Raw genomic sequence first — 23,085 nt, 5'->3', positions numbered from 1 at the left:
CACCGGTAAAGTCCGGGCGAACAGGCGGACTCCAATGGCGGTTTTCCCATGAGCGCGATCACCGATACGAAACCCGCGGGCGGCGGCCTGCTGCGTCGCCGCGGCCTCGTGCTACTGGCTCTCGCCGCGCTGATGTCGGCCCTGCTGGTTGCCGGGCTTGCCGTGCGCGCGCTCGGCGAGGCGGGCGAAGCCAACACCTACGCGCTGCTCGCCGACGCCTTCCTCAATGGTCGGCTCGACGTCAGCGGCTGTTTCGACGAGGACTGCGCGATCTACGCCGACAGGATGTGGGTGATCTTCCCGCCGGCCCCCGCGGTTCTGGTCATGCCCTTCGTCGCGCTGTTCGGACCTGGATTTTCCGGCTTCATACTGCTGGCGATGCTTTTGACGGGGATCTCGCTCGCCCTGTGGTGGCGGATCCTCGGTCATCTGGGACTCGACCGCGAAACCGCCGTCTGGCTTGTCCTCGCCCTCGCCTTCGCAACGCCGCTCTATTACGTCACGATCCGCGGCGACGGCGTCTGGTTCTTCGCCCAGACGGTCGCCTTCCTGGGCATCGCCGTCGCGATCCATGAGACCGTGCGCGGCGGCAGCCTGGTCCTGGCCGGCGTCGCCATCGGCGTGGCGTTTCTCAGCCGTCAGATGTCGATCTTCATGCTGCCGTTCCTGTTCGCGCTGGCATTGCGCGCCGAGGAGCCGCTGATTTCGTTTCGCTGGCCGCACTGGCGCCGGGCGCTCGCGCTCGGCCTGCCCGTCGCCGCCGCCGTGCTGATCTATTTCGCCTACAACTATGTCCGCTTCGGCAGCCCGACCGACACCGGCTACGGCTACATGATGCCGCCCTCTGCCGGTGCCGAGACCATGTCGACGCGCCGGATCGACGACTACGGCCTGTTCAGCTCGGCTTACGTGCTGTTCAACGCGCTGTACCTGTTCGTCCAGGGCTTCCATCTGCAGTTCGGCGGACCGACCATGACGGTGCCCGAGGCGATGGATTCGGCCGGCACCTCGCTTCTTGCCGCGAGCCCCTTCGTGCTGCTTGCCATATTCGCGCCGATTCGCCGCGCCGTGGTGATCGGGCTTCTTATGATCGCGGTGATGGCCGTGCCGATGCTGTTCTATCACTCGAACGGCTTCTCCCAGTACAACGTCCAGCGCTACGTGCTCGACTGGCTGCCGATCCTGTTCGTGATCCTCGCCTTCGCGCTGACCGATCGCCTGCGCCCGGCGCTGCAGGTGCTGGTCACCTATGCGATCGGCCTCAACGTCGTGACGATGGTCATGCTGGCGCTGACGACGGGCGGGTGACGCGGTCGTTTGGGGCCATGGCGCGAGACGGGCTCGTCGAGCCCACGGCCCTCATCCTGAGGAGCTGAAAAGCCGCGTCTGGAAGGACGGCGCCAAGAAAGATGACCAGAAAGACGGAGTTCGTCAGGCCGACGGCGCCCTGGCGGCGTGGCTGATCCGGAAGGTCAGGAACTTGTGGCCCACGAAGTTGGCCGCCGCGCCGACCCCGATGGCGATGCCGTGGCCGGTGGCAAGCGGCATGAACGTGTAGCCGATCGCCGGGAACAGCCGTTCGACGAGCGCCATCGCCACGCTCCACACGATCACCGCGCCCATGACGTTGACGGCGAGAAAGATCGCGACCTGCGGCCCGATCGCCCGGTCGGAGCCGGGGAACACGTAGGCCCGATAGAGCGTGAAGCCCGCCGACATGCCGATCGCGTAGGCGACAAGGATCGCCCAGGAGAACGGCAGGACCAGCGACAGCGGGAAGCGCACCAGCCAGTTGATCGCCGCCGCCAGCCCGCCCAGCAGCAGGAAGCGGAAGACCTGCGAACCGGGGATGGAGCGGATCATGCGCCGATCCCGTACCAGCCCGCCAGGAAGGCGGCGACGATGCCGAGGCCCAGCAGGATCGAGGTGCGGTCGCGCACCGCGAAGGCGACGGGATCGTCGTTGAGCTCGCCGCGTTGGCACAGGAGCCAGATGCGCCCGATCCACAAGAACAGGATCGGCGGGAATGCCCACAGCCAGACCGGATTGGCGTAGAGCCCGCCGGGGAAGGCGTCGTTGATCAGGTAGAGCACCATGATCATGACCGCGCCGAGGCCGCTGGAGACGCCCATCGACAGGATCAGCGGTCCGTCGCTCGACAGATAGCCGCGGCCGGCGATGCGCAGCTCCCCGAGGGTGGCCATCCGCTCCGCTTCCGTGTGTCGCTTGGCAAACGACAGCGAGGCGAACAGGAACATCGAGAAGACCATCAGCCACGGCGAAACCACGACACTCGCGGCGACGACGCCGAGGCCGAGCCGCAGCGTGAACAGGACGGCAAGCGTGAACGCGTCGACGATCGGCTGACGCTTCAGCTGCATCGAATAGGCGACGGTGACGACGAGATAGACCGCGAGCACGCCGGCGGCCGTCGCGCCGACCATCGCCGCGAGCGCGAATGCCACGGCGAAGCCGACCGGAAGCGCGGCGACCGCGGTGGCGACCGGCAGCCGGCCGCTCGCCAACGGCCGTTCGCGCTTCGACCAGTGCTGGCGGTCGTCGGGCAGGTCGAACAGGTCGTTCAGGAGATAGGTGGTCGAGGCGAGCACGCCGATCGCCACGAAGGCGAGTACGGCGTTGGCCCAGGCGGCGGGATTGGCGAACTGGCCGCCGAGCACCAGCGGTGCGAACACCAGTGCGTTCTTGGCCCATTGGTGCAGCCGCGCCGATTTCACCATCGCGCGGGCGACGCTCGGACGCGGGAACGAGGCCTCGACGGGTCCGAGGCGCGCCGCCTTTCGGGCGACCGTGGGGCTCGCCTCGACGACGACGACCGAAGCCGCCCTTTTCCACACCGCGAGATCTGCCGCGGAATCGCCGGCATAGGTGAACCCGTCCGGGAACATCTCGCAGAGCGTCTCGGCCTTGGCCGCGCCCTTGAGGTTGGTCACGCCGTCCGAGGCGACGACGCGGTCTATGAAGGCGAAGCGCTTGGCGATCCGGGTGGCGACGAACAGGTCCGAAGCCGTGGCGAGCACGACCGTGCGCCCCTTCGCCTTCTCGGCGGCGGCATAGTCGGCCAGATCATGGTTCACCGGCAGGGAATCGACATCGACCGTGACGGCCTCCGCGAGCTTGCGCTTGAGCACGGCGCGGCCCTGCATCAGCCAGCGCATCAGCGTGAACACGCCCAGCGGATTGCGCCGCAGGAAAGCCAGCGCGGTTTCATGCAGCACGTCGCAGCGGATCAGGCTGCGGTCGAGGTCGAGAACCAGCGGCACCGGGATTTCGCTGGCGGGCGTCTCGTTGACGCGCGCGGCGGAGCCTGCATACGCGGACATGGAAGTTGCCTGTTGACGTCTCGTTTTGTTGGACGCATTCGACCACAGCCGCCTTCAGAGGTCGGTTAAGACCGGAACCGAGTTTCGCGTAAACCTTAACGATCCGTACCGGCAGGTGCCGCCGTCACTCGACGAACACCGTCACGGTGGCCGAACGGCCGTCCGCGTCGATCACGGAAACCGTCGAGAATCCGCGCCCGTCCGGCTGCCAGGTCGCGTTGCGCCGCCGGTCCGCACCGTCGATCGGAGCGCCGTTGGCGAACCACTGGAACGGCGGCCGCCCTCCATCGAGCTTGACGACCAGCGGCCGCAGGTGGCCCTCGCTGTCCTCCTCCAGCGCGACCCGGGCGCCATTCGGCGGAAACACGATCGACGGCGGCGGTTCGCTCGCTGCCCCGCCCGTCAGGGTTTCGCCGGGCGCGAAGCGTCTCAGCGCCGGCGGCAGGTCTGCGGCGCGCGAGATCAGAGTCCCCTTCGGCGGCGAGGGCAGCGGCGTGCGCTTCGGGCCGAGCCGCTCGAAGGCATCGAACAGGATCGGCGCGGCGGTGATACGTCCGGACAGTCCGGCGATCGGCGCGCCGTTCGGCCGTCCGACCCAGACGCCGATCACGTGCCGCCCGTCGTAGCCGACCGACCAGGCGTCGCGATAGCCGTAGGAGGTTCCCGTCTTATAGGCGAAGCCGCCCGACGCGTGGCCGGCCGGCGGCGGCGTGCCTTCGAGAATGTCGCCGACCTGCCAGGCCGCCCGCGCGTCGAGGAATTCGCCGGATGGGCGTACGTTCGTTTCGGGCGTGCGATGCAGGGCGACCGGGGCGCCGCCCTCGGCGAGGCCCGCGAACAGCGTGACGAGCTGGTCGAGGCTCAATCCCACGCCGCCAAGCCCGATCGGCAGGCCGGGCTTGTCGCCGCGCGGCAGCACCGGATCGGCGCCTGCGCGTTTCAGCCGTGCCACCAGCCGGGTCGGCCCGACCGCTTCCAGGAGACGGACCGCCGGCACGTTGAGCGACATCTCGAGCGCCTCGCGCACGCTGACCGTGCCCTGATAGCCGAAATCGAAATTGCGCGGCCTGTAGCCGCCGAAGTTCGTCGGCCGGTCGTCGATCAGCGTCTCCGGATGGGCGAGACCCGCCTCGAAGGCGAGGCCGTAGATGAGCGGCTTCAGCGTCGAGCCGGGCGAGCGGATCGCGCGCACCATGTCGACCTGCCCGGCGCGGCGTTCGTCGAAGAAATCCGCCGAGCCGACTTCGGCCAGCACCTCGCCGGTCCTGTGGTCGGCCACCAGGATCGCCACCGACTGGACCGGCCCGAGGGCCGTCGCGCTGTCCCTGGCCAGCGCCTCGAGGTCGGCCTGCAGGCGCGCATCGAGGCTGACCTGCCAGCCCGGCGCGTCCGGCGTCTGGGTCGAGACCAGCCGGGCGAGATGCGGGGCGAGGTTCGGCATGTCCTGCCGGGCGGCAGGAATGCGAACGGCGAGCGCGGGCTGAAGCTCGTCGGCCTGGATCACGCCGGCCGTCACCAGTCGGTCGAGCACGCGGTCGCGGGCCGCCCGCGCGGCCTGAGGATCGCGATCCGGGCGGCGCGCTTCCGGCGACTGCGGCAGCGCCACCAGCAGCGCGGCCTCGGCGAGGCTGAGCTTGCGCGGCTCGTGCCCGAAATAGGCCAGGGAGGCGGCGCGCGCGCCTTCGAGATTGCCGCCGTAGGGCGCGAGCGTGAGATAGAGCGTAAGCAGTTCGTCCTTGCTGAAGGCGAGGTCGAGGCGGATCGCGTCGCGCATCTGCCTGAGCTTGGCGCCGAGGCTGCGCTCTCCGCGCGGACCGAGCAGCCGGGCGACCTGCATCGTCAGCGTCGAGCCGCCGGAGACGATCCGTCCGTTGGTCGCGAGCTGCCAGGCGGCGCGGCCGAGCGCCAGCGGATCGACGCCGGCATGGTCGCGGAAGCGCTTGTCCTCGTAGGCGACCAGCATCTGAACGAAACGCGGATCCACGGAGGCGAGATCGGCCTTCAGGCGCCAGCGGCCGTCCTCGATGGCGAAGGGATTGAGCAGCGTGCCGTCGCGGTCGATCAGCTCGCGCGAGACGTCGATCGCACGGGCCCGCTCGACGACGGCTGCGCCGTCGCGGGACGTCAGGAATCCGCCGACGCCCGCGATGGCGCCAACCAGCGCGACCGCGAAGGCGGCGCCGGCAACCGACCTGGCGATATCGCGGCGCCGTGTCCCTTCCGGCGCCGATATCTCCTGGTTCTGCCGATCCTTCATCCGCATGTCGTCCGCAGCAGTTGCTGCCGGGTGCGCAGCCCTGTGGGGTCCGGGTCAGGCCCGGCCACGCGACGCACCCGGTACTATCCGGTGCGGCGATCCGACCCCACTTACGGCCGCGCTCCGAGCACCTCGATCCGCCCGCTCTCGCCGCGCGCGTTCAGGTATGGCCGATACATGTCCTCGACATAGGCCGGAGGATGAACGAACGCGCCGGGCGATACGGCCCGCACCACATAGGCCAGCTTGTAACCGCGCTCGGACCGGGAATCCTCGGCGAAGGCGGCGACGAACCGGTCGTCACGGAACTCCACATGCGCCGGATTGACGTCCTCCGGCAGCCACGAGAAGGCCGACAGATCGGCGCTGTTGACGAGGTTCGGATTGTCGATCTCGAAGCCCGCCGGCAGCATGTCGACGACCAGCACCCTGCTTGGCCACGCATTCTGCTCGGTGACGTCGAGGACGACGACGAGACGCGTGTTCTGGGCGACCGATCCGACCGGCACCGCGTTGCCGTCGAGGTCGTAGTAGGTGCGCGAGATGGTGAAGCCGTTCGCTTCGGCGCCGCGCGGAGCGAGCGGGACGCCGGCCACGGTGATCACCGCGTCGATGGCCCGGTCGCCCCTGTTGGTGACGGTGACGGGCTGGCCGTCGAGGCGCTCGCCGGAGTAGCGGCGCATCAGGTTGCCGTCGACGGCGACGCCGTCTTCCTCGAGCTCAAGGGAGGCTGCTTCGGCGAGCAGCGCATGCGCGGCCATCAGCATCCAGCCGTCTTCCTGCGTAGAGGTGTAGCGGCGGCCGGCCCGCTCTGCATCGACGATGCGGATCAACGCGGGCATCGGTTCGGGATCGATGCCGCTCTCCGCGATCAGCGTCAGCGTCGCCGCGCCGTCGCGCAGACGCGACCCGTAGTCGGTACGGTAGCCGTCGGAATCCGCGTTCGCTTCCAGAACGCTGAGCGCGGCGTCGAAGGCGTTCCGCGCGCGGCCGTTCTCGCCGTAGAAGGCAAGGGCTGCACCGAGCTGCGCCTGGGCGAGCGGCGAGGAGAACCGGTCGAGCTGCGTGTCGACATAGTAGCGCAGGTCCGAGATCGCCGCCCGCTTATTGCGCGCCAGCACGTAGAGCGCGTAGGCGATCGACGACCCCTGGTCCTCGATGTTGTCGGTATAGGCGAGCGTATTCGACAGGCTGTCGAGCGCCTGGGTGAAGGCGAGATCGGGAACCGCGTAGCCCGCTTCCCGTGCCCGCGTCAGGAACTCGGTGACATAGGCGTCCAGCCACAGGTCGCCCTGGCCGGGACCCCACAGGCCGAAGCTGCCGGAGCCCGACTGCTTGGCGAGCACCCCGGCGATCGCCTTTTCTACCCGCTCGCGCAGTTCCGGCTCGGTGCCGAGACCGAGTTCGCCGGCGACCGAGGAGAGGTAGAGCAGCGGCATGCCGCGACTCGTGATCTGCTCCGCGCAGCCATAGGGATAGCGGTCCAGCGCCGCCAGGATCGACGGCACGTCGAGCGCGCCGGCCCGCGTGATCGACAGGTTGACGAACCCGCTGCCCGCCACCCGGTCGGCGACGAGCGCGCCGTCGAGCGTCAGCGACTTGCCCGGCTCGAGCGACACGACGCGCCGCTCCACGACCGGCGGTTCGCCGCCGCGCACCCCAATGTTGAGGTTCTGCGAAATCGTCAGCCCACTCTCGTGGATAAGCGAGACGGTCAGCCGGTCCTGTCCGATCCGCGAGGCGGCGAGTGGCACCGTCACCGCGGCGCGCGCCTTCTCGGCCAGATTGAACATGGTGGCCGGTTCGGGTGTTCCCGCGGTCACGACGCCGGCCGACGCGACCTCGAGACGCCACGACCCGCCCGGCCCGTCGGCATTGTCGATGTCGAGGCGCAGGCGCGAATCGTCGCCGGGCGCCAGGAAGCGCGGCAGGCTCGAAACCATCACCACGGGATCGCGAACGATGATGTCCTTGACGCCATGGCCCACCTCGTCCTTCGACCAGGCAACCGCCATCACCCGCAGCGTTCCGTTGAACTCGGGGATGTCGAAGGACACGGTCGCCTTGCCGTCGGCATCCGCGGTGACGATGCCGGAGAACAGCGACACCGGCTCCTGCGTCGGCGGCGAGCCTTCGAGGCCCTTGCCGGCTTCACCGCCGCCGGAACGGATCCGGCCGGTTTCGCCGTTGAGCCCGTCGATGAGGGATCCATAGATGTCTCGGATCTCGGTCGAGAGCGCGCGCTGGCCGTAGTACCAGTCCTCCGGCGCCGGCGGCTCGTAGCTCGTGAGGTTGAGGATGCCGACATCGACGGCGGCAACCGTCAGATAGGCCTGTTCGCCGGCCTCGAGGCCCGCGATGGATGCGGGAACCGTCAGGGTCTCGCGCGGCCGGGCAACCTCGGGCAGGTCGAGCGCCACGTCGAGCGTCCGCTCGGCGGTGTCGACCTCAAGCCACGACAACCCGATGGCGCGGGCCGGCATGTGGGTGCCGTCCTGGTTCATCGGCCGGATCACGGTGGCGGTCACATAGGCGCCGGGCGTCCAGTCCTCGCCGACGGTGAGCTGGACGGTCGTACCGGAGTCGGCGACGTCGATTTCGCGCGTTTCCAGAAGCGTCTCGCCGATCACGTTGACGATCGCCTTGCCGGCGAAGCGCGACGCGATGGTCACCGTCGCGGTGTCGCCGACCGCGTAGGACGGCTTGTCGAGGCTGAGTTCCAGCGTGTCGGGGCTGTCGGCCTCGCTCGTTTCCACGTACCAGCCGGCGGTGAACTCGATCGATGTCACCGGTCCGGCGGCGCTGGCCGAGGCGACCTCGAGCCGATAGCGACCCCAGTCGACATCGGCGGCGAGGCGCGCGGCCCCGTCGGTCGTCGCGTCGACGGTACCCGAGGCGATCCGCGTCGAATAGGTGACCGGATCGTAGCTCCAGCGTCCGTCGCCGCGATACCATTGGAAGCTGCGCTCGATGCGCGTCAGTTCCCAGCGCAGGCCGGTCTCGGCGACACGGCCACCGTCGGCGCCGACCACGATCACGTCGAAGCTGGCGGTCGACCGCTCCGGCACGCTGTCGTCGGAGAACAGCGGCCGCACGCCGATCATCGGGCCGGTCTGGGTGATCGGCAGCGTCAGGTCGCGCTCGACCGCGCGCCCGCCAGCCTCGCGCATGCGCACGGCGATCTTGGCTTCCAGCGGCCGCGTCGTCTCCGGCAGCGCGGGGGCCGCGACCGGGAAGGTCGCGCGGCCGTCGGCGTCGGTGCGCGGCAGCCCGGTCAAGGTCTCGCGGACCGGCGTCACCTCCTCGTCGTCGAGGCCGAAGCGATAGTTCGGCCAGGCCGGCAGCGTCGACGTCGGCGACACGGTGATATCGCCTTCCAGCCTGAGGTCGGCCGCCGGAGTGCCATAGAGGAAGCGTCCGCCGACGCTGGCTTCGATCGGCTGTTCGGCCGGCAGCGCCGTCGCCGCCGTCGTCAGGTCGAACTCGATGCGGTCGGGCACGAAGTCCTCGACCAGGAAGTCGATCTCGGCGACCGGCTTGCCCTTCGGATCGGAGTAGGCGGCCGCCGTCCAGCTGCCGCGCATCGCCGCGCCGATCATCGGCAGGTTGAAGACGTGACCGCCGAGCGAGTCCTCGCGGCTGACGATGCGCCGGTCCTCCACCCCGTCGGGGCGCTTGACGACGAGCGTCAGCGGCGGGCCGGAGACGGCATCCGCGGTGTCGTCGCGAACGAGCGCGGTGAGATAGACGGTCTCGCCCGGTCGATAGACGCCGCGCTCGGTATACAGGAACACGTCGAGCGGGCCCGGCGCCGGCCGGCCGGCGACGCCGCGGTCGGACAGGTCGAAGCCGGAGCGGGTCAGGTCGACGAAGGTGAAGTCCGTGTCCGCCACCGTCGCGGTCAGCACGCCCGGCGCCAGGCCGCCGGTGCCGCGCGTCATGCCGGCGCCGAAGTCCGCCATGCCGCGCGCGTCGGTGACCGCCTCGCCGAGCAGTTCGTTGTTGCGCGCGATCAGCTGCACGGCGACGCCTTCGAGCGGCTCCGCCGTTTCCAGCGAGCGGGCGAAGACGTGCAATCCGTCGTTGCCGAGCAGAGTCGTGACGCCAATGTCGGAGACGATGAACCACTGCGTGGCGAGCGGCTCCCAGTACTCCTGCTTGCCGTCCGTGGTCTTCGCCGTCATCACGTAGACGCCGGGCCGGCGCTCGGGCAGTGCGTCGTCGACGGGGAAGATCGTGGTCACCTCGTCGTTGAGCGCGCTCTTCACCGCCATGGTGCCGGACCACATCTTCACGCCGGTGTCCTCGGCGAGTCGTTCGGCGTCCCACTGGTCGAGTTGGCGCAGGAACGGCCCGTCGCCGACCGCGCCGGCCAGGCCGCGCTCGCCGATGCGATAGAGCGCGATCTCGATCTCGGAGGTGTTGACGGTGACGGCGGGAACACCCTTGGAGCCGACGCGCGGCAGCACGAAATCGTTGCCCGAGAAGCGCACCGAGGGGCTGCGGTCGCGCACGTAGATGTCGAAAACGGATGCTTTCTCCAGCGTCTCGTCGACGACGGAGGGGATGCCGGCGCGCACGGTGACCTGATAGCGCTCGCCATGCGCGACGCCATCGACGCAGAGCTGTTCGCCCGACGCGGTGACCGCCGGCGGGGTCTGTCCGTCGAGCGTCACATAGGGCGTGAAGTCGAACCGCCCGGCTTCCAGTTCCTCGGAGAACTGGACGCAGATCCGAGGCGCGGCCGCGTCGGAGTCGACCGTGTAGTCGACGACGCGGAAGCCGTACTGCTCGTGTAGCGCGTCATAGGCGGCCTGGACATCGGGCGAGGCGACCAACGCCAGGCTTGCCTTGTAGGACTGCAGGGCGGGGCGATGCAGGTCGCGCCGTTCGAGGGCGTCGGCGAGCGCGGCATAGGCGGCGGCGCGCGTCGCCGTCGCCTTCGACGTCCTCACCGCCTCGATGGCCGCCGAGACCGCTTCGTCGCGCAGCCGGTAGCGCTCGGAGTCGTCCGCGGGCTCGATCGCCAGCACCGCCTGGGCAAGGCCGAGCCAGGCTTCGCCGCCGTCGCTATTCAGCGCCGCCGCGCCGCGAAAGGCCCGCGCGGCCGTGCCCGCGTCGCCCTGGGCGAGCGCGCTCTGACCGCGCGACACAAGCATGTCGAAACTGGCGTTCTGCGGCTTGCGCGCGGCAAGCCGCGTCGCGAAGCGGCCGGCGTCCTCGATCAGCCAGTCCTGCACGAAGGAAAGATCGGGCGCCGGCAGGGCCTCGGTCTGGACCGCGACCTGGACCACCTTGCCTGCGACCGCGCCGGCGAAGGTGTTGAGCGCGCCGACGCCGCTCTTCAGGAAGCACCACTGGGCGGACGTGTTGTAGGTGAAAGCCTGGCAGGCCGTATCGCGGATGCACGCCGCCTCGCAGGCCTCCAGCGTGACGTTCTTCAGGGTCGCGTAGTCGTGGCCGTAGTAGTCGGCGTCCTCGACGGCGACGATCCGCCGTTCGGTCTGCTGGGCCTGGGCGTTTGCGGGACCTAGCCCCGTCACAAGGGCCGTCAGAAGTGAAACGACCGTTACGCGGAAAAACGACATGCGTGCCTCCCAAAAAAACCGGCCGCCCCCGGCCGGCGCACTATGACTCGGTGACGGCGATGCGTCCATTGCCCGCAGGGGCTGCCGGCCCGAACGGCCGTCCGCGCCGCAGCCCCCGATCGGGTGTTGTTGTGGCGGCCGCACCTATTGCGGCCTGGTGTACACCGTCCGGCCTTCCTTGATCGTCTCCTGGACGGTCAGCGTATCCAGGGTTTCCGGATCGATGGCGGTCGGATCGTCCGACAGGATGACGAAGTCGGCGAGCTTGCCCACCTCGATGGAGCCCTTCCGGCCTTCCTCGAAGTGCTGATAGGCCGGCCAGATCGTCATCGCCTTCAACGCCGTGACCACGTCGACGCGCTGGTCCGGGCCGATGATGTCGCCGGACCGGGACCGCCGGGTCACCGTCGCATCGAGGATGCGCATGGAATCCGGAAAGGCGACGGGCGCGTCGTGATGGCTGGAGAAGATCATGCCGCGTCTGCGGACCGAGCCGGTCGGCGAGATGTTGTCGGCCAGCTCCGGGCCGACCGTCCGGTCACGGTGCCAGTCGCCCCAGTAGAAGGTGTGCATCGGGAACAGCGACGGGAAGATGTCGAGATCCTTCACGGTATCGATCTGGTCCTCGCGCAGGAACTGCCCGTGGATCAGCACCGGGCGCCGGTCGGCCGGACCGTACTTCTCTTCGGCGGTCTTGATCGCCGCGAGCAGCTGATCGGTCGCCGCTTCGCCGTTGGAGTGCGTGATGATCTGGATGTCGTTCTTGAAGGCCCAGTCGATGGCGTCGAAGGTCTCGTCCGGCTTGACCGCCGCATACCCGGCATAGTCGGCGCGGTAGTGTGCGGGCGGGTCGTAATACGGGCGGTCGCGCCAGGCGGTGAAGCCCTGCGGCGACCCGTCGATCGTCAGTTTCGCGCCGGCGACGCGGAACCTGTTCTTGTACTCGCGGCTCGCTTTCTCCGCGATCAGGTCCCTGGCGACGAGAACGTCCGGATAGGACACGACATCGATGTCCAGCTCACCGCGGTCGGCGACCGCCTCCATGAGCTTGACCTGGCCGGGCATCGACCGGCCTTCCTGCGCCGTCGTGTAGCCGTAGCTGGTGATCAGCTTCGTGCCTTCCTTGAAGATATGGGCGGAGCCCTTGGCGTCGACGTTGCCGAGCAGCTTGGTCAGGGCGAAGAAGTGCGGCGTTTCCTCGAGCACGCCGTCGGGCTCGCCGTCGGCCTCGCGCCGGATGACGCCGCCGGGCATCTCTTTGGTGTCCGCGTTGAAGCCGACGGCCTCGAGCGCTTTCGAGTTGGCCACGCCGATGTGTCCCGACTGATGGATGACGTAGACCGGCAGCTCGGTCGACACCGCGTCGAGGTCTTCGCGCGTCGGATGGCGTTGCTCGGCGAGCTGGCTGTCATCGTAGCCGAAACCGACGATCGCGCCGATCGCCTTCACCCGCTCCGGATTGGCCTCGGCCCAGTCATTCAAGGTCGCTTGCAGGCTGGGGATATCCGTCACCTTGCCGTCCGGCGGGGCCAGCAGGTTCGCCGACAGCGCCTGGATGCCGATGGCGAAGACGTGGCCATGGGCGTCCACGAAGCCGGGCAGCATCGTCTTTCCGCCGAGATCGACCGTCTCGGTGTCCGCACCCTTGTGGCTCAGGACGTCGGCCTCCGCGCCGACCGCGAGGATGCGGCCGTCCTTCACGGCGACGGCCTCTGCGCGCGCCTGGGCGTCGTTCATCGTCAGGATCGGGCCGCCGAGGAAAATCTTGTCGGCGGTTTCCTGGGCCAGGAGCGAACCTGGAAACAGGCCGAAAGTGGTCGCGTAAAGGATGCCGAAAAGAAGCCGGCGGCGTGTCGTCATTACGATTCTCCCCGAATAGTCGTCGCCCCGCTATGCCCGACCGGACCTTAACAATTTCGTATGACGAGCGAATACCGCCGTCGATCCCCGCCATGGCCGGTGTCTGACTTGTCCCGGCGCGATCCGCGCGCCTATCCTGCCGCCGCCTGAAACGACATCGAATGACAGGAAGGTGGCAGCGGCATGATCGTTATCGACGCCGATACCGTGCACGAACTGATGGACTGGACGCTGGCGATCGAGGCGCTTCGCGCGGGTCATCGCGGTGGGCGACCGGCGATCGACGATCTGCTGATGAAGAATACCGATCGCGCATTCCTGATACGGGCTTCCTGGGTGCCGGGTGGCGCGGTCGGTCTCAAGGCCGTCACCGTGTTTCCGCAGAACCCGGGCCGGCAGCCGCCGCTACCGGCGGTACAGGGGCAGTTCCTGCTGTTCGACGGCGAGAGCGGTGCCGTCTCCGCCGTGATCGACGGAGCGGCGATCACGGCCTGGAAGACGGCGGGGGACTCCGCGCTGGGCGCCGATCTGCTCGCCAGGCCGGATGTCGATTGTCTCGCCATGATCGGCGCCGGTGCCATGTCCGAGCCGCTGGTGCGCGCCCATCTCTCGGTGCGTCCGTCGATAGGGCGCATCGTTCTCGGCAACCGCACCCGCGCCCGCGCCGAGGGCCTTGCCGGACGCCTCGCCGACACCGGCCGCAGGATCGAGCTTGCCGACGACATCGATTCAGCCGTTGCCGAGGGCGACGTGATCTCGGTGGCGACGATGGCGCGTGAGCCGATCATCAGGGGGGCACTGTTGAGGCCCGGCGCTCACGTCGATCTCGTCGGCGCCTACACGCCGGACATGCGCGAGGCCGACGACGACGTCTTCGCCCGTGGCCGCCTGTTCGTCGACGCCCGTGAAACGACGCTGCACGAGATCGGCGAGCTGATGATACCGCTGGCCGCCGGCGCCATTCGGGAATCCGACGTGCAGGGCGATCTGTTCGATCTCGTCCCCGCCGCTGACGCCGGCTCTCGCGCCCGCGGCGCGGCCGACGAGATCACCGTCTACAAGAACGGCGGCGGCGCCCATCTCGACCTGATGACCGCCGGCGCCATCCATCACGCCTGGCTGCAGCGACACAGGCTGTGAGGTCCGGGCGGCCGAACCCGGTCTGACTTACGTCGGGGTCGATCCGTCGATCCTGCTCGGCGGCTGGCGGCCGGCGCTGCTCACCCCTCGTCCAGCATCAGCCGGACACGGGCCGCCGCCTCGTGCGGGTTTATGACGGCGTTGCGGATCAGTCCGTCGAACCGGTCGATCAGCACGCGGATATGCTCGGTGGTGTTGAGCACCAGGTACATGTCGCCGACATAGATCGCCGCGCGCAGCGGCCCGAAGATCGTCAACGGCGCCGAGAACAGCCGTTTTCCGTCGTACAGGAACAGGCGGAAGGTCGGGTAGAGCTCCTCGAGAAGATGGGCCATGTGGCCGAGTTGCGCGCGGCGGGTGTCGCGGTCCAGTCCCGACCAGATCCCCTCGCCGCGGGCGAAGCCCGTCAGCCGCTGCACCGGCATGCACACTTCCATGTCGGTCTCCGGGCGGCGCGTATAGGCCAGATAGCGATCGGCATCGGCGATCGACGCCTCAACGCGCCCGTCCGCCGCGCGCCCGAGCTCGTAACGGATCACGGCTTCGGTGCGCAGCAGGTCGGGCAGGGTCGCCGGCACGTAACGGATCTTGTAGCCCGAGGCCTCGCGTCGCCACTGCTGCAGGCGCGAATCGTCCGGCCCCGAGGCCCCGAGCTCGATGGCGAGCGTCGGCGCGATCTCGGCGGCGAGCCGTTCGTTCTGGCTCACCCCCATCAGCCAGTCGAGGCTGACCCCGTGTGCCCCGGCGATGGCGACCAGCGTTTCCGCCCGCGGCAGCCGCACGGTCTTGCCCGACAGGAGCTGCGACAGCGCCGAGCGGTCGAGACCGATCGACTGGGCGAAGCGCGACTGCCCGCCGCCGTAGCGGCGCATCACTTCGCTCAATCGCTCGCGAAACACCTCGCCGAGGTCACGTTTGTCCATTTTGGTCACCGAATTGCTGACAATGCACAACAATCTCAATATTCATGCATCAAATACAACGGAATGTAACTATTCTCGCGTTGCCCCGACCCCGGCAAATCATTCAATTTTGCCAACAATGGGGAACATTTCACGCGAAGAACTGGCGGTTTCCGTCGCGATTGCCGCGGATGCGCGCCGCAGACGGCGAAAATCGCTCGAATGGCCCACCTTCCTGGCGTTGTTCGGATGCTACGCTGTGTGGGCGGCCGTCGTCTGGTTCCATGACTCTCTGCCGATTGTGCTGTTCGGTCCGCTTGCCGCCTGTTGCGTGGCGCTGCAGTCCTCGCTGCGGCACGAGGCGCTGCACGGCCATCCCACCCGGCGGCTCTGGATCAACGAGGCGCTGGTTTTCCCGCCGCTTTGCCTGCTGATCCCCTATCGCCGCTTCCGCGACACCCACCTGAAGCACCATCACGACGCGCGGCTGACCGACCCCTACGACGATCCGGAATCCTGGTATCTGGCGGAGAGGGACCTTGCCGCCCTGTCGCCGGCGACGAGACGACTTTTGCGCCTCAATTCGTCGCTTCTGGGTCGGCTCATCGTCGGCCCGCCGTTGTCGGTGGTCGGCTTGATCCGCCACGACCTGCGCGCCATCCGTCGCGGCGACCGCGATGTCCTCGTGGCATGGCTGATGCACATTGCCGGCTGCGTCCCGGTGGTGGCCTGGATCGTGATCAGCGGCATGAGCCCGTGGGCCTATCTGCTGCTCGCCTCCTGGCCGGGCCTGTCGCTGCTGATGCTGCGTACCTATGCCGAGCACCGCGCCCACCCGGACGTGCCGCAGCGCACCGCGATCATCGAGGCCAATCCGCTTCTTGCATTCCTGTTCCTCAACAATAACCTGCACTACGTCCACCACCAGCGCCCGCGCGTGCCCTGGTACGAGCTGCCGCGCCTCTATCGCGCCGAGCGCGCGCGCTACCGCGCAGAGAACGGCGGCTACGGCTTCGACGGCTATCTCGATCTCGCCCGCCGGCATCTGCTGAAGGGAAAGGAACCGGTGGCCCATCCCTTCATGCGGCGTTAGCCTGACGGGCGTGATCGCGTCCCTGCCGATGTATGACTGGCCAGACCTGCGTCTGGCGACCGACGCCCTGTGGGCGGCGCTGGCGCGCGCCTTGCGCGCCCGCGGCATCGCCGCGCCGGACAGGCTCGAGCGCGCCCGTCCGCGCGAGGACCAGTGGCGCGATCCCGATCTGCTGCTTTCCCAGACCTGCGGCTACCCCTACGCCACCGCCCTGCGCGGCACGGTGCGGCTCGTCGCGACGCCGGCCTATGTCGCCGACGGCTGCGAAGGCCCCCTGTATCGCAGCGCCATCGTCGTCCGCACAGACGATCCCGCCCGCGGCCTGGTCGACCTGCGCGGCCGCGTCGCCGCCTACAACGCGCCCGACTCCCAGTCCGGCTATTCCGCCTTCCGCGCGGCGGTCGCGCCGCTGGCGCGGGACGGCCGTTTCTTCGCCGGCACGGTGCGGACCGGCGCCCATCTCGCCTCCATGATCGCCGTTGCCGAGGGCCATGCCGATTGCGCGGCGATCGACTGCGTCTGCTGGTCGCTCGCCGAGCACTACCGCGTCGACATCGCCGCGCGGCTCAAGGTGGTCGCCTGGAGCCCGCCCGCGCCGGCTCTGCCGTTCGTCACGGCGGCGGGGCGCACGGACGACGAGGTCGAGGCAATCCGCGCGGCCGTGCGCGCCGTCCTCGCCGATCCGGCGACGGCGGCGACGCGGCGCGCCCTGCTCGTCGCCGGCGTCGAGGTGCTGGACGACAGCGCCTATGACGTGATCGTCGACATGGAACGGGCGGCGATCGCGGCGGGATATCCGGCGCTGGCGTAGCGACTTTTCTGACCACCCAGGCACCTATTCGGCGTCGGTCCCGCGAAGGCGGGAATGACAACGGAGTGGCTGGAGTGAAAGCCGCCTACCGCTGCCGCTCGCGCCAGTCCGGATTGATCCACGGTTCCTGGTTCGCCGCCGGCAGCGGGTCGCGGCCGAGGATCAGGTCGGCGGCCTTCTCGCCGACCATGATCGAGGGCGCGTTGAGATTGCCGTTGGTGATCTGCGGGAAGATCGAGGAGTCGACGACGCGCAGGCCCTCGACGCCGATCACCCGGCATTGTGGATCGACCACGGCCAGGTCGTCGTCCGCCGCGCCCATCCGGCAGGTGCCGCAGGGGTGGTAGGCGCTTTCCACGTGGGCGCGGATGAAGTCGTCGATGGCCGCGTCGTCGCGCACGTCGCTGCCCGGCGCGATCTCGCCGTCGATGAACGGCGCCATCGCCGGCTGTTCCATGATTTCGCGGGTCAGGCGGATGCAGGCGCGGAACTCGTCCCAGTCCTCGGGCGCCGACATGTAGTTGAACCGCACGCGCGGCGCCTGCGAGGGGTCGCCGGACCGCAACGCGACCGCGCCGCGCGAGCGCGAGCGCATCGGCCCGACATGGACCTGGAAGCCGTGCCGATCGACCGCCGCCTTGCCGTCGTAGCGCACCGCGGCGGGCAGGAAATGGTACTGGATGTCCGGATACGCGACGCCGGCCGCCGATCGGATGAAGGCGCAGGATTCGAACTGGTTCGAGACGCCCAGGCCCCGGCGCAGCAATAGCCAGCTCGCCCCGATCCACGCCTTCGAGAGCCAGTTGAGCTGGCTGTTGAGCGTGATCGGCTGGCGCGAGCCGTACTGGACGTAGACCTCCAGATGGTCCTGCAGGTTGGCGCCGACGCCCGGCCGGTCGGCGACGACGTCGATGCCATGCGCCTTCAGGTCGTCGGCCCTGCCGATGCCCGACAGCATCAAGAGCTTCGGCGAGTTGATCGAGGAGGCGGCGACGATCACCTCGCGCCGCGCCGTCACGGTCCGCGTCGTGCCACCCCGGCGGATGACGACGCCGCCGGCGCGCTTCCCCTCGAAGACGATTCGCTCGGCGTCGACGCCGGTCATCAGCCGGACGTTGCCGCGCTTCAGCGCCGGCCTGAGATAGGCGTTGGCGGCGGACCAGCGCCGCCCCTGCCACACCGTCATCTCCATGGCGCCGAAGCCTTCCTGCCGGCAGCCGTTGTAGTCTTCGGTCAGCGGATATCCGGCCTCGTGCCCGGCGTCGATGAAGGCTTTGTAGAGCGGGTTCTTCAGGGTGCCGCGGGTGACGTGCAGCGGCCCGTCGGTGCCGCGCCAGCCGGCCTCGCCGCCGTGGCTCGTCTCCATTCGCTTGAAATAGGGCAGCACGTGCCGGAAGCCCCAGCCGGCCGCGCCCGTCTCTTCCCAGGTGTCGTAGTCTCGGGCGTGGCCGCGCACATAGACCATGCCGTTGATCGACGACGACCCGCCGATCACCTTGCCGCGCGGCACCGCGAGCGTGCGCCCGCCCAGATGCGGCTCCGGCTCCGTGTAGTAGCCCCAGTCGTAGCGGGCCATGTTCATCGGGATCGAGAAGGCGAGCGGCATCTGGATCAGCGGGCCGATGTCGCTGCCGCCCTTCTCCAGGACGATCACCGAGTGGCGGCCGTCCTCGCTCAGGCGATAGGCCAGCGCGCAGCCCGCCGAGCCCGCGCCGATGATGATGTAGTCGGCCGCCAGGACCTCGCTCATTGCCGAGCCTGTCCGATTCGCGATTCGACGAAATCCTCAACGAGCCGGATGGCCGCCTCCGGGTCCGGCCGATTGTCGGAAAGCGCGTAGCGGATCCACAATCCGTCGATCAGCGCCGCGGCTCCTTCCGCCGCGTCGATGGCCTGCTCGCGCGGGATCAGCAGCGCCAGGCCGTGCACCAGGTTGCTCTTCAGCCGGCGCGCGTAGATGCGGTGCAGCCGATGCGCGTCCGCCACGGTCTGCGCCTGGACGTAGAACGCCAGCCAGGCCGAGATCGTGGCGGGCTGGAACTGGTCGGGCGCGAAATTGCCGGCGATCACCGCCGAGACGCGCTCGCGCGGCCCCTTCGCGTCCCTCAGGCGCTCACCGATCGCCGCGCCGAGCTCGTTCAGGAGGTGGCGCATGGTGGCGACCAGCAGGTGTTCCTTGGAGCCGAAATAGTGGTGCGCCAGCGCCGACGACACGCCGGCGCGCCGCGCGATCTGCCCGACGGTGACGTCGCAGAAGCCGCGGTCGTGGATCGTCTCGATGGCCGCGCTGATCAGCGCCCGGCGGCGGATCGGCTCCATTCCAAGCTTCGGCATCGCGGGCGACCTCGTTCCGGGCGATAGCCCGGATGTTGACTGACTAGTCAATTAATATAATCTGCCGAAGCTCTGGTAAAGTATTTCCATCGCCGCGATCGCCACGGTCGCCGCAGCCGGCGAAGGGGGGCGGCTGCCGTCGCGCGCGATCACGATCGGCACCAAAGGGAGGATTGAACCGCCATGAAAATCTGTCTTCGAAGCCAGCTGGCCAGTGTGCTGGTGAGCGTCGCCGCCGTCGCGGTTGCCGCCACTGTCGTCGCCACGGGCGCCGTCGCCAAGGAGCCCGAGTCCTGCAAGGTCGTGACCTTCTCCGACGTCGGCTGGACCGACATCACCGCGACCACCGCGGCCACCTCGGTGGTGCTCGAGGCGCTCGGCTACGAGACCGACATCAAGGTCCTGTCGGTGCCGGTCACTTACGCCTCGCTGAAGAACAAGGACGTCGACGTCTTCCTCGGCAACTGGATGCCGACAATGGAGGCCGACATCCGGCCTTATCTCGACGACGGCACGGTGGTCAGCCTCGGCGTCAATCTGGAGGGCGCCAAGTACACGCTGGCCGTGCCGCAATACACCTTCGACAAGGGCCTCGCGACCTTCGAGAATATCGCCGACTTCCGCGACGACCTCGGCAACAAGATCTACGGCATCGAACCGGGCAATGACGGCAATCGCCTGATCCTCGACATGATCGACGGCGACGCCTTCAACCTGAAGGGCTTCGAGATCGTCGAGTCCTCCGAGCAGGGAATGCTCGCGCAGGTCGCCCGCGCCGTCGCCCGCAAGGAGGACATCGTCTTCCTCGCCTGGGAGCCGCATCCGATGAACGCCAATTTCGATCTCGTCTACCTGCCGGGCGGCGACGACTATTTCGGCCCGGATCTCGGCGGCGCCACCGTCCATACCAACGTGGCCGCCGGCTTCGTCGAGGAATGCGCGAACGTCGGCAAGCTCCTGAAGAACCAGACCTTCACGCTGGCGATGGAAAACGAGATCATGGGCGCCATCCTCGACGACGGCAAGGAAGCCGACGTCGCGGCCAGGGACTGGCTGAAGGCCAATCCGGCCATGTGGGAAGCCTGGGTCGAGGGCGTGACCACCTACGAGGGCGGCAACGCCAAGGAAGCCGTCAAGGCGCATCTGGACAAGTGAGGGGCGCCCCCGTTTGTCCGTTCTTTCCCGCGCAAGCGGGAAGCGCGTGCGACCGCACGCCGTCCTCTCGCGGCCGGGTCCCCGCTTTCGCGGGGACGAGCGGACATCGGAAATCGGGCGGCCGCAAACGATAGGCTGCCGGGATCTACAGCGCGATAAGGCTTCGGCCGGGGGGATATCGCGCTAATATCCGGCACGGCGCCCCGCGTTCAAGGACGCGTGGCGCCGTGCCGGACCAACGCCGGAGACGAACCCGGCACGAACCGGGGACACGAACCCGGGAAGGGGGGCGACGCATGGAATGGCTCGTCGAGCACAAGATTCCCATCGGCCAGTGGGCCAAGGCCTTCGTCGACTGGCTGACGGCCAACGCGGCCTGGCTGTTCGACTTCATCGCGCTCGTGCTCGAGCACATGATCGACGGCATCCTGTGGGTGCTGCAGACGCCGCATCCCCTGGTCATCGTCGCCTTCACCGTCGCCCTCGCCTGGGTGGTGCGGCGCAGCCTGTCGTTTCCGATCTTCGTGCTGCTGTCGATGCTCCTGGTGATCAACCAGGGCTACTGGGAGGAGACCACAGAGACGCTGGCGCTGGTGATCTCCGCGACTGTCGTGTGCATGGCCGTCGGCGTTCCCGTCGGCGTCGCCGCCGCGCACCGGCCCTGGCTCTACGAGGGGCTGCGGCCGGTCCTCGACCTGATGCAGACGATCCCGACCTTCGTCTATCTGATCCCGGCGCTGATCCTGTTCGGCCTCGGCATGGTGCCCGGCCTGATCGCGACGGTGATCTTCGCCGTGCCGGCGCCGATCCGGCTGACCCAGCTCGGCATTTCCTCGACGCCGCAGGCGCTGATCGAGGCCGGCGAGGCCTTCGGCGCGACGAAGCGCCAGCTCCTGTGGAAGGTCGAGCTGCCCTATGCCCTGCCCAACATCATGGCCGGGCTGACCCAGACCATCATGCTGTCGCTGTCGATGGTGGTGATCGCCGCCCTGGTCGGCGCCGACGGGCTCGGCGTGCCGACGCTGCGGGCGCTGAACCAGGTCAACATCGCCCGCGGCTTCGAGGTCGGCGTCGCCATCGTCCTGGTGGCGATCGTGCTCGACCGCTTCTTCCGGCCCGGACCGACCGGCGGACGGGGCTGAGCGATGCCGGAGCGCAAGGCGGAACCCGCGGTTCGCTTCACCGACGTCGACATCGTCTTCGGCAAGGCGCCGCAGACGGCGCTGCCGCTGATCGACGCGGGCCGCAGCCGCGAGGAGATTCAGCAGGAGACCGGCCAGATCCTCGGCGCCTGCGGCTGCACGCTCGACGTCGGCGAGGGCGAGATCGTCGTGCTGATGGGCCTGTCGGGCTCCGGCAAGTCGACGCTGCTGCGCGCGGTCAACGGCCTCAACCGGATCATCCGCGGCGAGGTGCTGGTGCGCGACGGCGACCGCTTCGTTAATCCCAATACCTGCTCGCCCGACGAGCTGCGGCGCCTGCGCCGGCATCGCGTCGCCATGGTGTTCCAGCAGTTCGGCCTCTTGCCCTGGCGCACGGTCGAGGACAATGTCGGCTTCGGCCTCGAGCTCGCCGGCATGCCGGCGGCCGAGCGCAAGGCCCGCGTCGCCGCCCAGCTCGAGCTGGTCGGCCTGTCGTCCTGGGGCGGCAAGCAGGTGCACGAGCTGTCCGGCGGCATGCAGCAGCGCGTCGGCCTCGCCCGCGCGTTCGCCACCGACGCGCCGATCCTGCTGATGGACGAGCCGTTCTCCGCGCTCGATCCGCTGATCCGCGCGCGCCTGCAGGACGAGCTGCTGGAGCTGCAGCAGCGCCTGAAGCGCACCATCATCTTCGTCAGCCACGATCTCGACGAGGCGCTGAAGATCGGCAACAAGATCGCCATCATGGAGGGCGGCCGCGTCGTCCAGTTCGGCACGCCGCACGACATCGTGCTCGATCCGGCCAACGACTACGTCGCCGATTTCGTCGCCCACATGAACCCGCTGTCGGTGCTGCGCGCCGTCGAGCTGATGACCAGAATAGCGGACTGCGACACACGCGACGGCGCCCGCGTGCTCGATGCCGCCGCCGGCCTCGCGCTCGCGGCCGATGGATCGGTCCGCCGCGATGGCGGCGATGCCGCGCTGGCCGCCCTCGGCGAGGCGGAGCCGGCGCCGGGCATGGTCTGCACCTGCGCGCCGGAGACCCCGGTACGCGACCTGATGCGCGCCCGCCTCGTCACCGGCCTGCCCGTTCTCGTCGTCGAGGACGGCACGGTGATCGGCAAGGTCGGCGACGCCGAGATCTACGACGGATTGCTCGGGCGGTCCTAGGCGGCCTGGAGCAGTGCGGCGATCATCGCCGCGCGTTCGTCCTCCAGCGACGTCTCGGGGCGCGTCCTGCCGGCGCGACGATACCAGTAGTCGGCGTTCCAGAGGTCGCCCTCGACCCGGTGCAGATGGGCGTGCACCCAGGCCGAGTCCCGGCTTTCGATCGCCTGCACGATCTCGTGCGCGGCGTGCCAGTCGTCCTTGTCCAGGTGCCACAGCGCGGCCAGCGTCGCCGGCAGATCGGACGGCGGAGCGTCGAGGCTCAGCGAGGCGCGGAAGTCGTCATAGGTCATGG

General features: G+C 68.8%; 16 protein-coding genes. 7 read left to right on the top strand and 9 right to left on the bottom strand.

All coding sequences use genetic code 11. The features are described 5' to 3' along the window. Positions 1-48: 48 nt before the first annotated feature. Positions 49-1,308 (top strand): glycosyltransferase family 39 protein, encoded by a 1,260-nt coding sequence (locus ACSF9G_RS18460; protein WP_436643589.1) that lies wholly within the window; start codon positions 49-51, stop codon positions 1,306-1,308. Positions 1,309-1,431: 123 nt separating this feature from the next. On the opposite strand, the gene ACSF9G_RS18455 is transcribed toward ACSF9G_RS18460, so the two are convergent. The 5 genes from ACSF9G_RS18455 to ACSF9G_RS18435 all read right to left on the bottom strand — a co-directional run bounded on the left by ACSF9G_RS18455 (position 1,432) and on the right by ACSF9G_RS18435 (position 13,046). Next, entirely contained in the window at positions 1,432-1,863 is a 432-nt protein-coding gene (locus ACSF9G_RS18455) for a GtrA family protein (RefSeq protein ID WP_436643588.1), read from the bottom strand. Further along, on the bottom strand, positions 1,860-3,341 hold the full coding sequence (locus tag ACSF9G_RS18450; RefSeq protein ID WP_436643587.1) for a UbiA family prenyltransferase: 1,482 nt from the start codon (positions 3,339-3,341) through the stop codon (positions 1,860-1,862). The genes ACSF9G_RS18455 and ACSF9G_RS18450 overlap by 4 nt, the downstream gene beginning before the upstream one ends. A gap of 124 nt (positions 3,342-3,465) precedes the next feature. Next, a complete protein-coding gene (gene pbpC, locus ACSF9G_RS18445; protein WP_436643586.1) occupies positions 3,466-5,598 on the bottom strand; it encodes a penicillin-binding protein 1C in 2,133 nt (710 codons plus the stop codon). A 110-nt stretch (positions 5,599-5,708) separates the two neighbouring features. Then, positions 5,709-11,186, bottom strand: coding sequence for an alpha-2-macroglobulin family protein (locus ACSF9G_RS18440; RefSeq protein ID WP_436643584.1), 5,478 nt, complete (start codon positions 11,184-11,186; stop codon positions 5,709-5,711). Between the two features lie 144 nt (positions 11,187-11,330). Continuing rightward, positions 11,331-13,046, bottom strand: a complete 1,716-nt coding sequence (locus ACSF9G_RS18435) for an amidohydrolase (RefSeq protein WP_436643583.1) — start codon at positions 13,044-13,046, stop codon at positions 11,331-11,333. Between the two features lie 183 nt (positions 13,047-13,229). Between ACSF9G_RS18435 and ACSF9G_RS18430 the strand changes: the two genes are divergently transcribed. Next, positions 13,230-14,186 (top strand): ornithine cyclodeaminase family protein, encoded by a 957-nt coding sequence (locus ACSF9G_RS18430; RefSeq protein WP_436643582.1) that lies wholly within the window; start codon positions 13,230-13,232, stop codon positions 14,184-14,186. A gap of 80 nt (positions 14,187-14,266) precedes the next feature. Here the strand turns inward: ACSF9G_RS18430 and ACSF9G_RS18425 are convergent, their stop codons facing one another. Further along, positions 14,267-15,109, bottom strand: coding sequence for a helix-turn-helix domain-containing protein (locus ACSF9G_RS18425; RefSeq protein ID WP_436643581.1), 843 nt, complete (start codon positions 15,107-15,109; stop codon positions 14,267-14,269). Between the two features lie 238 nt (positions 15,110-15,347). Here ACSF9G_RS18425 and ACSF9G_RS18420 point away from each other — a divergent pair, with 238 nt between their 5' ends. Together ACSF9G_RS18420 and ACSF9G_RS18415 are read left to right on the top strand one after the other, a co-directional pair. Next, complete coding sequence (locus ACSF9G_RS18420; protein WP_436643580.1) at positions 15,348-16,181, top strand: fatty acid desaturase; 834 nt, start codon at positions 15,348-15,350, stop codon at positions 16,179-16,181. Positions 16,182-16,209: 28 nt separating this feature from the next. Continuing rightward, positions 16,210-16,992, top strand: coding sequence for a phosphate/phosphite/phosphonate ABC transporter substrate-binding protein (locus tag ACSF9G_RS18415; RefSeq protein WP_436643579.1), 783 nt, complete (start codon positions 16,210-16,212; stop codon positions 16,990-16,992). Between the two features lie 85 nt (positions 16,993-17,077). On the opposite strand, the gene betA is transcribed toward ACSF9G_RS18415, so the two are convergent. Both betA and betI read right to left on the bottom strand, forming a co-directional pair. After that, positions 17,078-18,730, bottom strand: coding sequence for a choline dehydrogenase (gene betA, locus ACSF9G_RS18410; RefSeq protein ID WP_436644033.1), 1,653 nt, complete (start codon positions 18,728-18,730; stop codon positions 17,078-17,080). An 8-nt stretch (positions 18,731-18,738) separates the two neighbouring features. After that, a complete protein-coding gene (gene betI, locus ACSF9G_RS18405; protein ID WP_436643577.1) occupies positions 18,739-19,326 on the bottom strand; it encodes a transcriptional regulator BetI in 588 nt (195 codons plus the stop codon). A 183-nt stretch (positions 19,327-19,509) separates the two neighbouring features. Here betI and ACSF9G_RS18400 point away from each other — a divergent pair, with 183 nt between their 5' ends. The 3 genes from ACSF9G_RS18400 (at position 19,510) to choV (ending at position 22,793) form a co-directional block, all read left to right on the top strand. Further along, positions 19,510-20,481 (top strand): choline ABC transporter substrate-binding protein, encoded by a 972-nt coding sequence (locus ACSF9G_RS18400; protein WP_436643576.1) that lies wholly within the window; start codon positions 19,510-19,512, stop codon positions 20,479-20,481. A gap of 296 nt (positions 20,482-20,777) precedes the next feature. Beyond that, positions 20,778-21,623, top strand: coding sequence for a choline ABC transporter permease subunit (gene choW / locus ACSF9G_RS18395; RefSeq protein ID WP_436643575.1), 846 nt, complete (start codon positions 20,778-20,780; stop codon positions 21,621-21,623). 3 nt (positions 21,624-21,626) lie between these two features. Further along, entirely contained in the window at positions 21,627-22,793 is a 1,167-nt protein-coding gene (gene choV, locus ACSF9G_RS18390; protein WP_436643574.1) for a choline ABC transporter ATP-binding protein, read from the top strand. On the opposite strand, the gene ACSF9G_RS18385 is transcribed toward choV, so the two are convergent. Beyond that, entirely contained in the window at positions 22,790-23,083 is a 294-nt protein-coding gene (locus tag ACSF9G_RS18385) for a hypothetical protein (RefSeq protein ID WP_436643573.1), read from the bottom strand. The genes choV and ACSF9G_RS18385 overlap by 4 nt on opposite strands. Between the last annotated feature and the right edge of the window lie 2 nt (positions 23,084-23,085).

The organism is Microbaculum mangrovi (genome assembly GCF_051390635.1).
Lineage (GTDB): Bacteria > Pseudomonadota > Alphaproteobacteria > Rhizobiales > Tepidamorphaceae > Microbaculum.
This window is presented reverse-complemented; position numbering and strand designations above follow the sequence as displayed.

What these genes read in the sequence shown, in the direction of transcription:
- ACSF9G_RS18430 (WP_436643582.1), top strand. Translation starts at nt 13,230, where the DNA reads ATGATCGTTATCGACGCCGATACCGTGCACGAACTGATGGACTGGACG.
- choW (WP_436643575.1), top strand. Translation starts at nt 20,778, where the DNA reads ATGGAATGGCTCGTCGAGCACAAGATTCCCATCGGCCAGTGGGCCAAG.
- ACSF9G_RS18415 (WP_436643579.1), top strand. Translation starts at nt 16,210, where the DNA reads ATGTATGACTGGCCAGACCTGCGTCTGGCGACCGACGCCCTGTGGGCG.
- ACSF9G_RS18425 (WP_436643581.1), bottom strand. Translation starts at nt 15,109, where the DNA reads ATGGACAAACGTGACCTCGGCGAGGTGTTTCGCGAGCGATTGAGCGAA.
- betI (WP_436643577.1), bottom strand. Translation starts at nt 19,326, where the DNA reads ATGCCGAAGCTTGGAATGGAGCCGATCCGCCGCCGGGCGCTGATCAGC.
- pbpC (WP_436643586.1), bottom strand. Translation starts at nt 5,598, where the DNA reads ATGAAGGATCGGCAGAACCAGGAGATATCGGCGCCGGAAGGGACACGG.
- ACSF9G_RS18435 (WP_436643583.1), bottom strand. Translation starts at nt 13,046, where the DNA reads ATGACGACACGCCGCCGGCTTCTTTTCGGCATCCTTTACGCGACCACT.
- ACSF9G_RS18385 (WP_436643573.1), bottom strand. Translation starts at nt 23,083, where the DNA reads ATGACCTATGACGACTTCCGCGCCTCGCTGAGCCTCGACGCTCCGCCG.
- ACSF9G_RS18450 (WP_436643587.1), bottom strand. Translation starts at nt 3,341, where the DNA reads ATGTCCGCGTATGCAGGCTCCGCCGCGCGCGTCAACGAGACGCCCGCC.
- ACSF9G_RS18455 (WP_436643588.1), bottom strand. Translation starts at nt 1,863, where the DNA reads ATGATCCGCTCCATCCCCGGTTCGCAGGTCTTCCGCTTCCTGCTGCTG.
- choV (WP_436643574.1), top strand. Translation starts at nt 21,627, where the DNA reads ATGCCGGAGCGCAAGGCGGAACCCGCGGTTCGCTTCACCGACGTCGAC.
- ACSF9G_RS18400 (WP_436643576.1), top strand. Translation starts at nt 19,510, where the DNA reads ATGAAAATCTGTCTTCGAAGCCAGCTGGCCAGTGTGCTGGTGAGCGTC.
- ACSF9G_RS18460 (WP_436643589.1), top strand. Translation starts at nt 49, where the DNA reads ATGAGCGCGATCACCGATACGAAACCCGCGGGCGGCGGCCTGCTGCGT.
- ACSF9G_RS18440 (WP_436643584.1), bottom strand. Translation starts at nt 11,186, where the DNA reads ATGTCGTTTTTCCGCGTAACGGTCGTTTCACTTCTGACGGCCCTTGTG.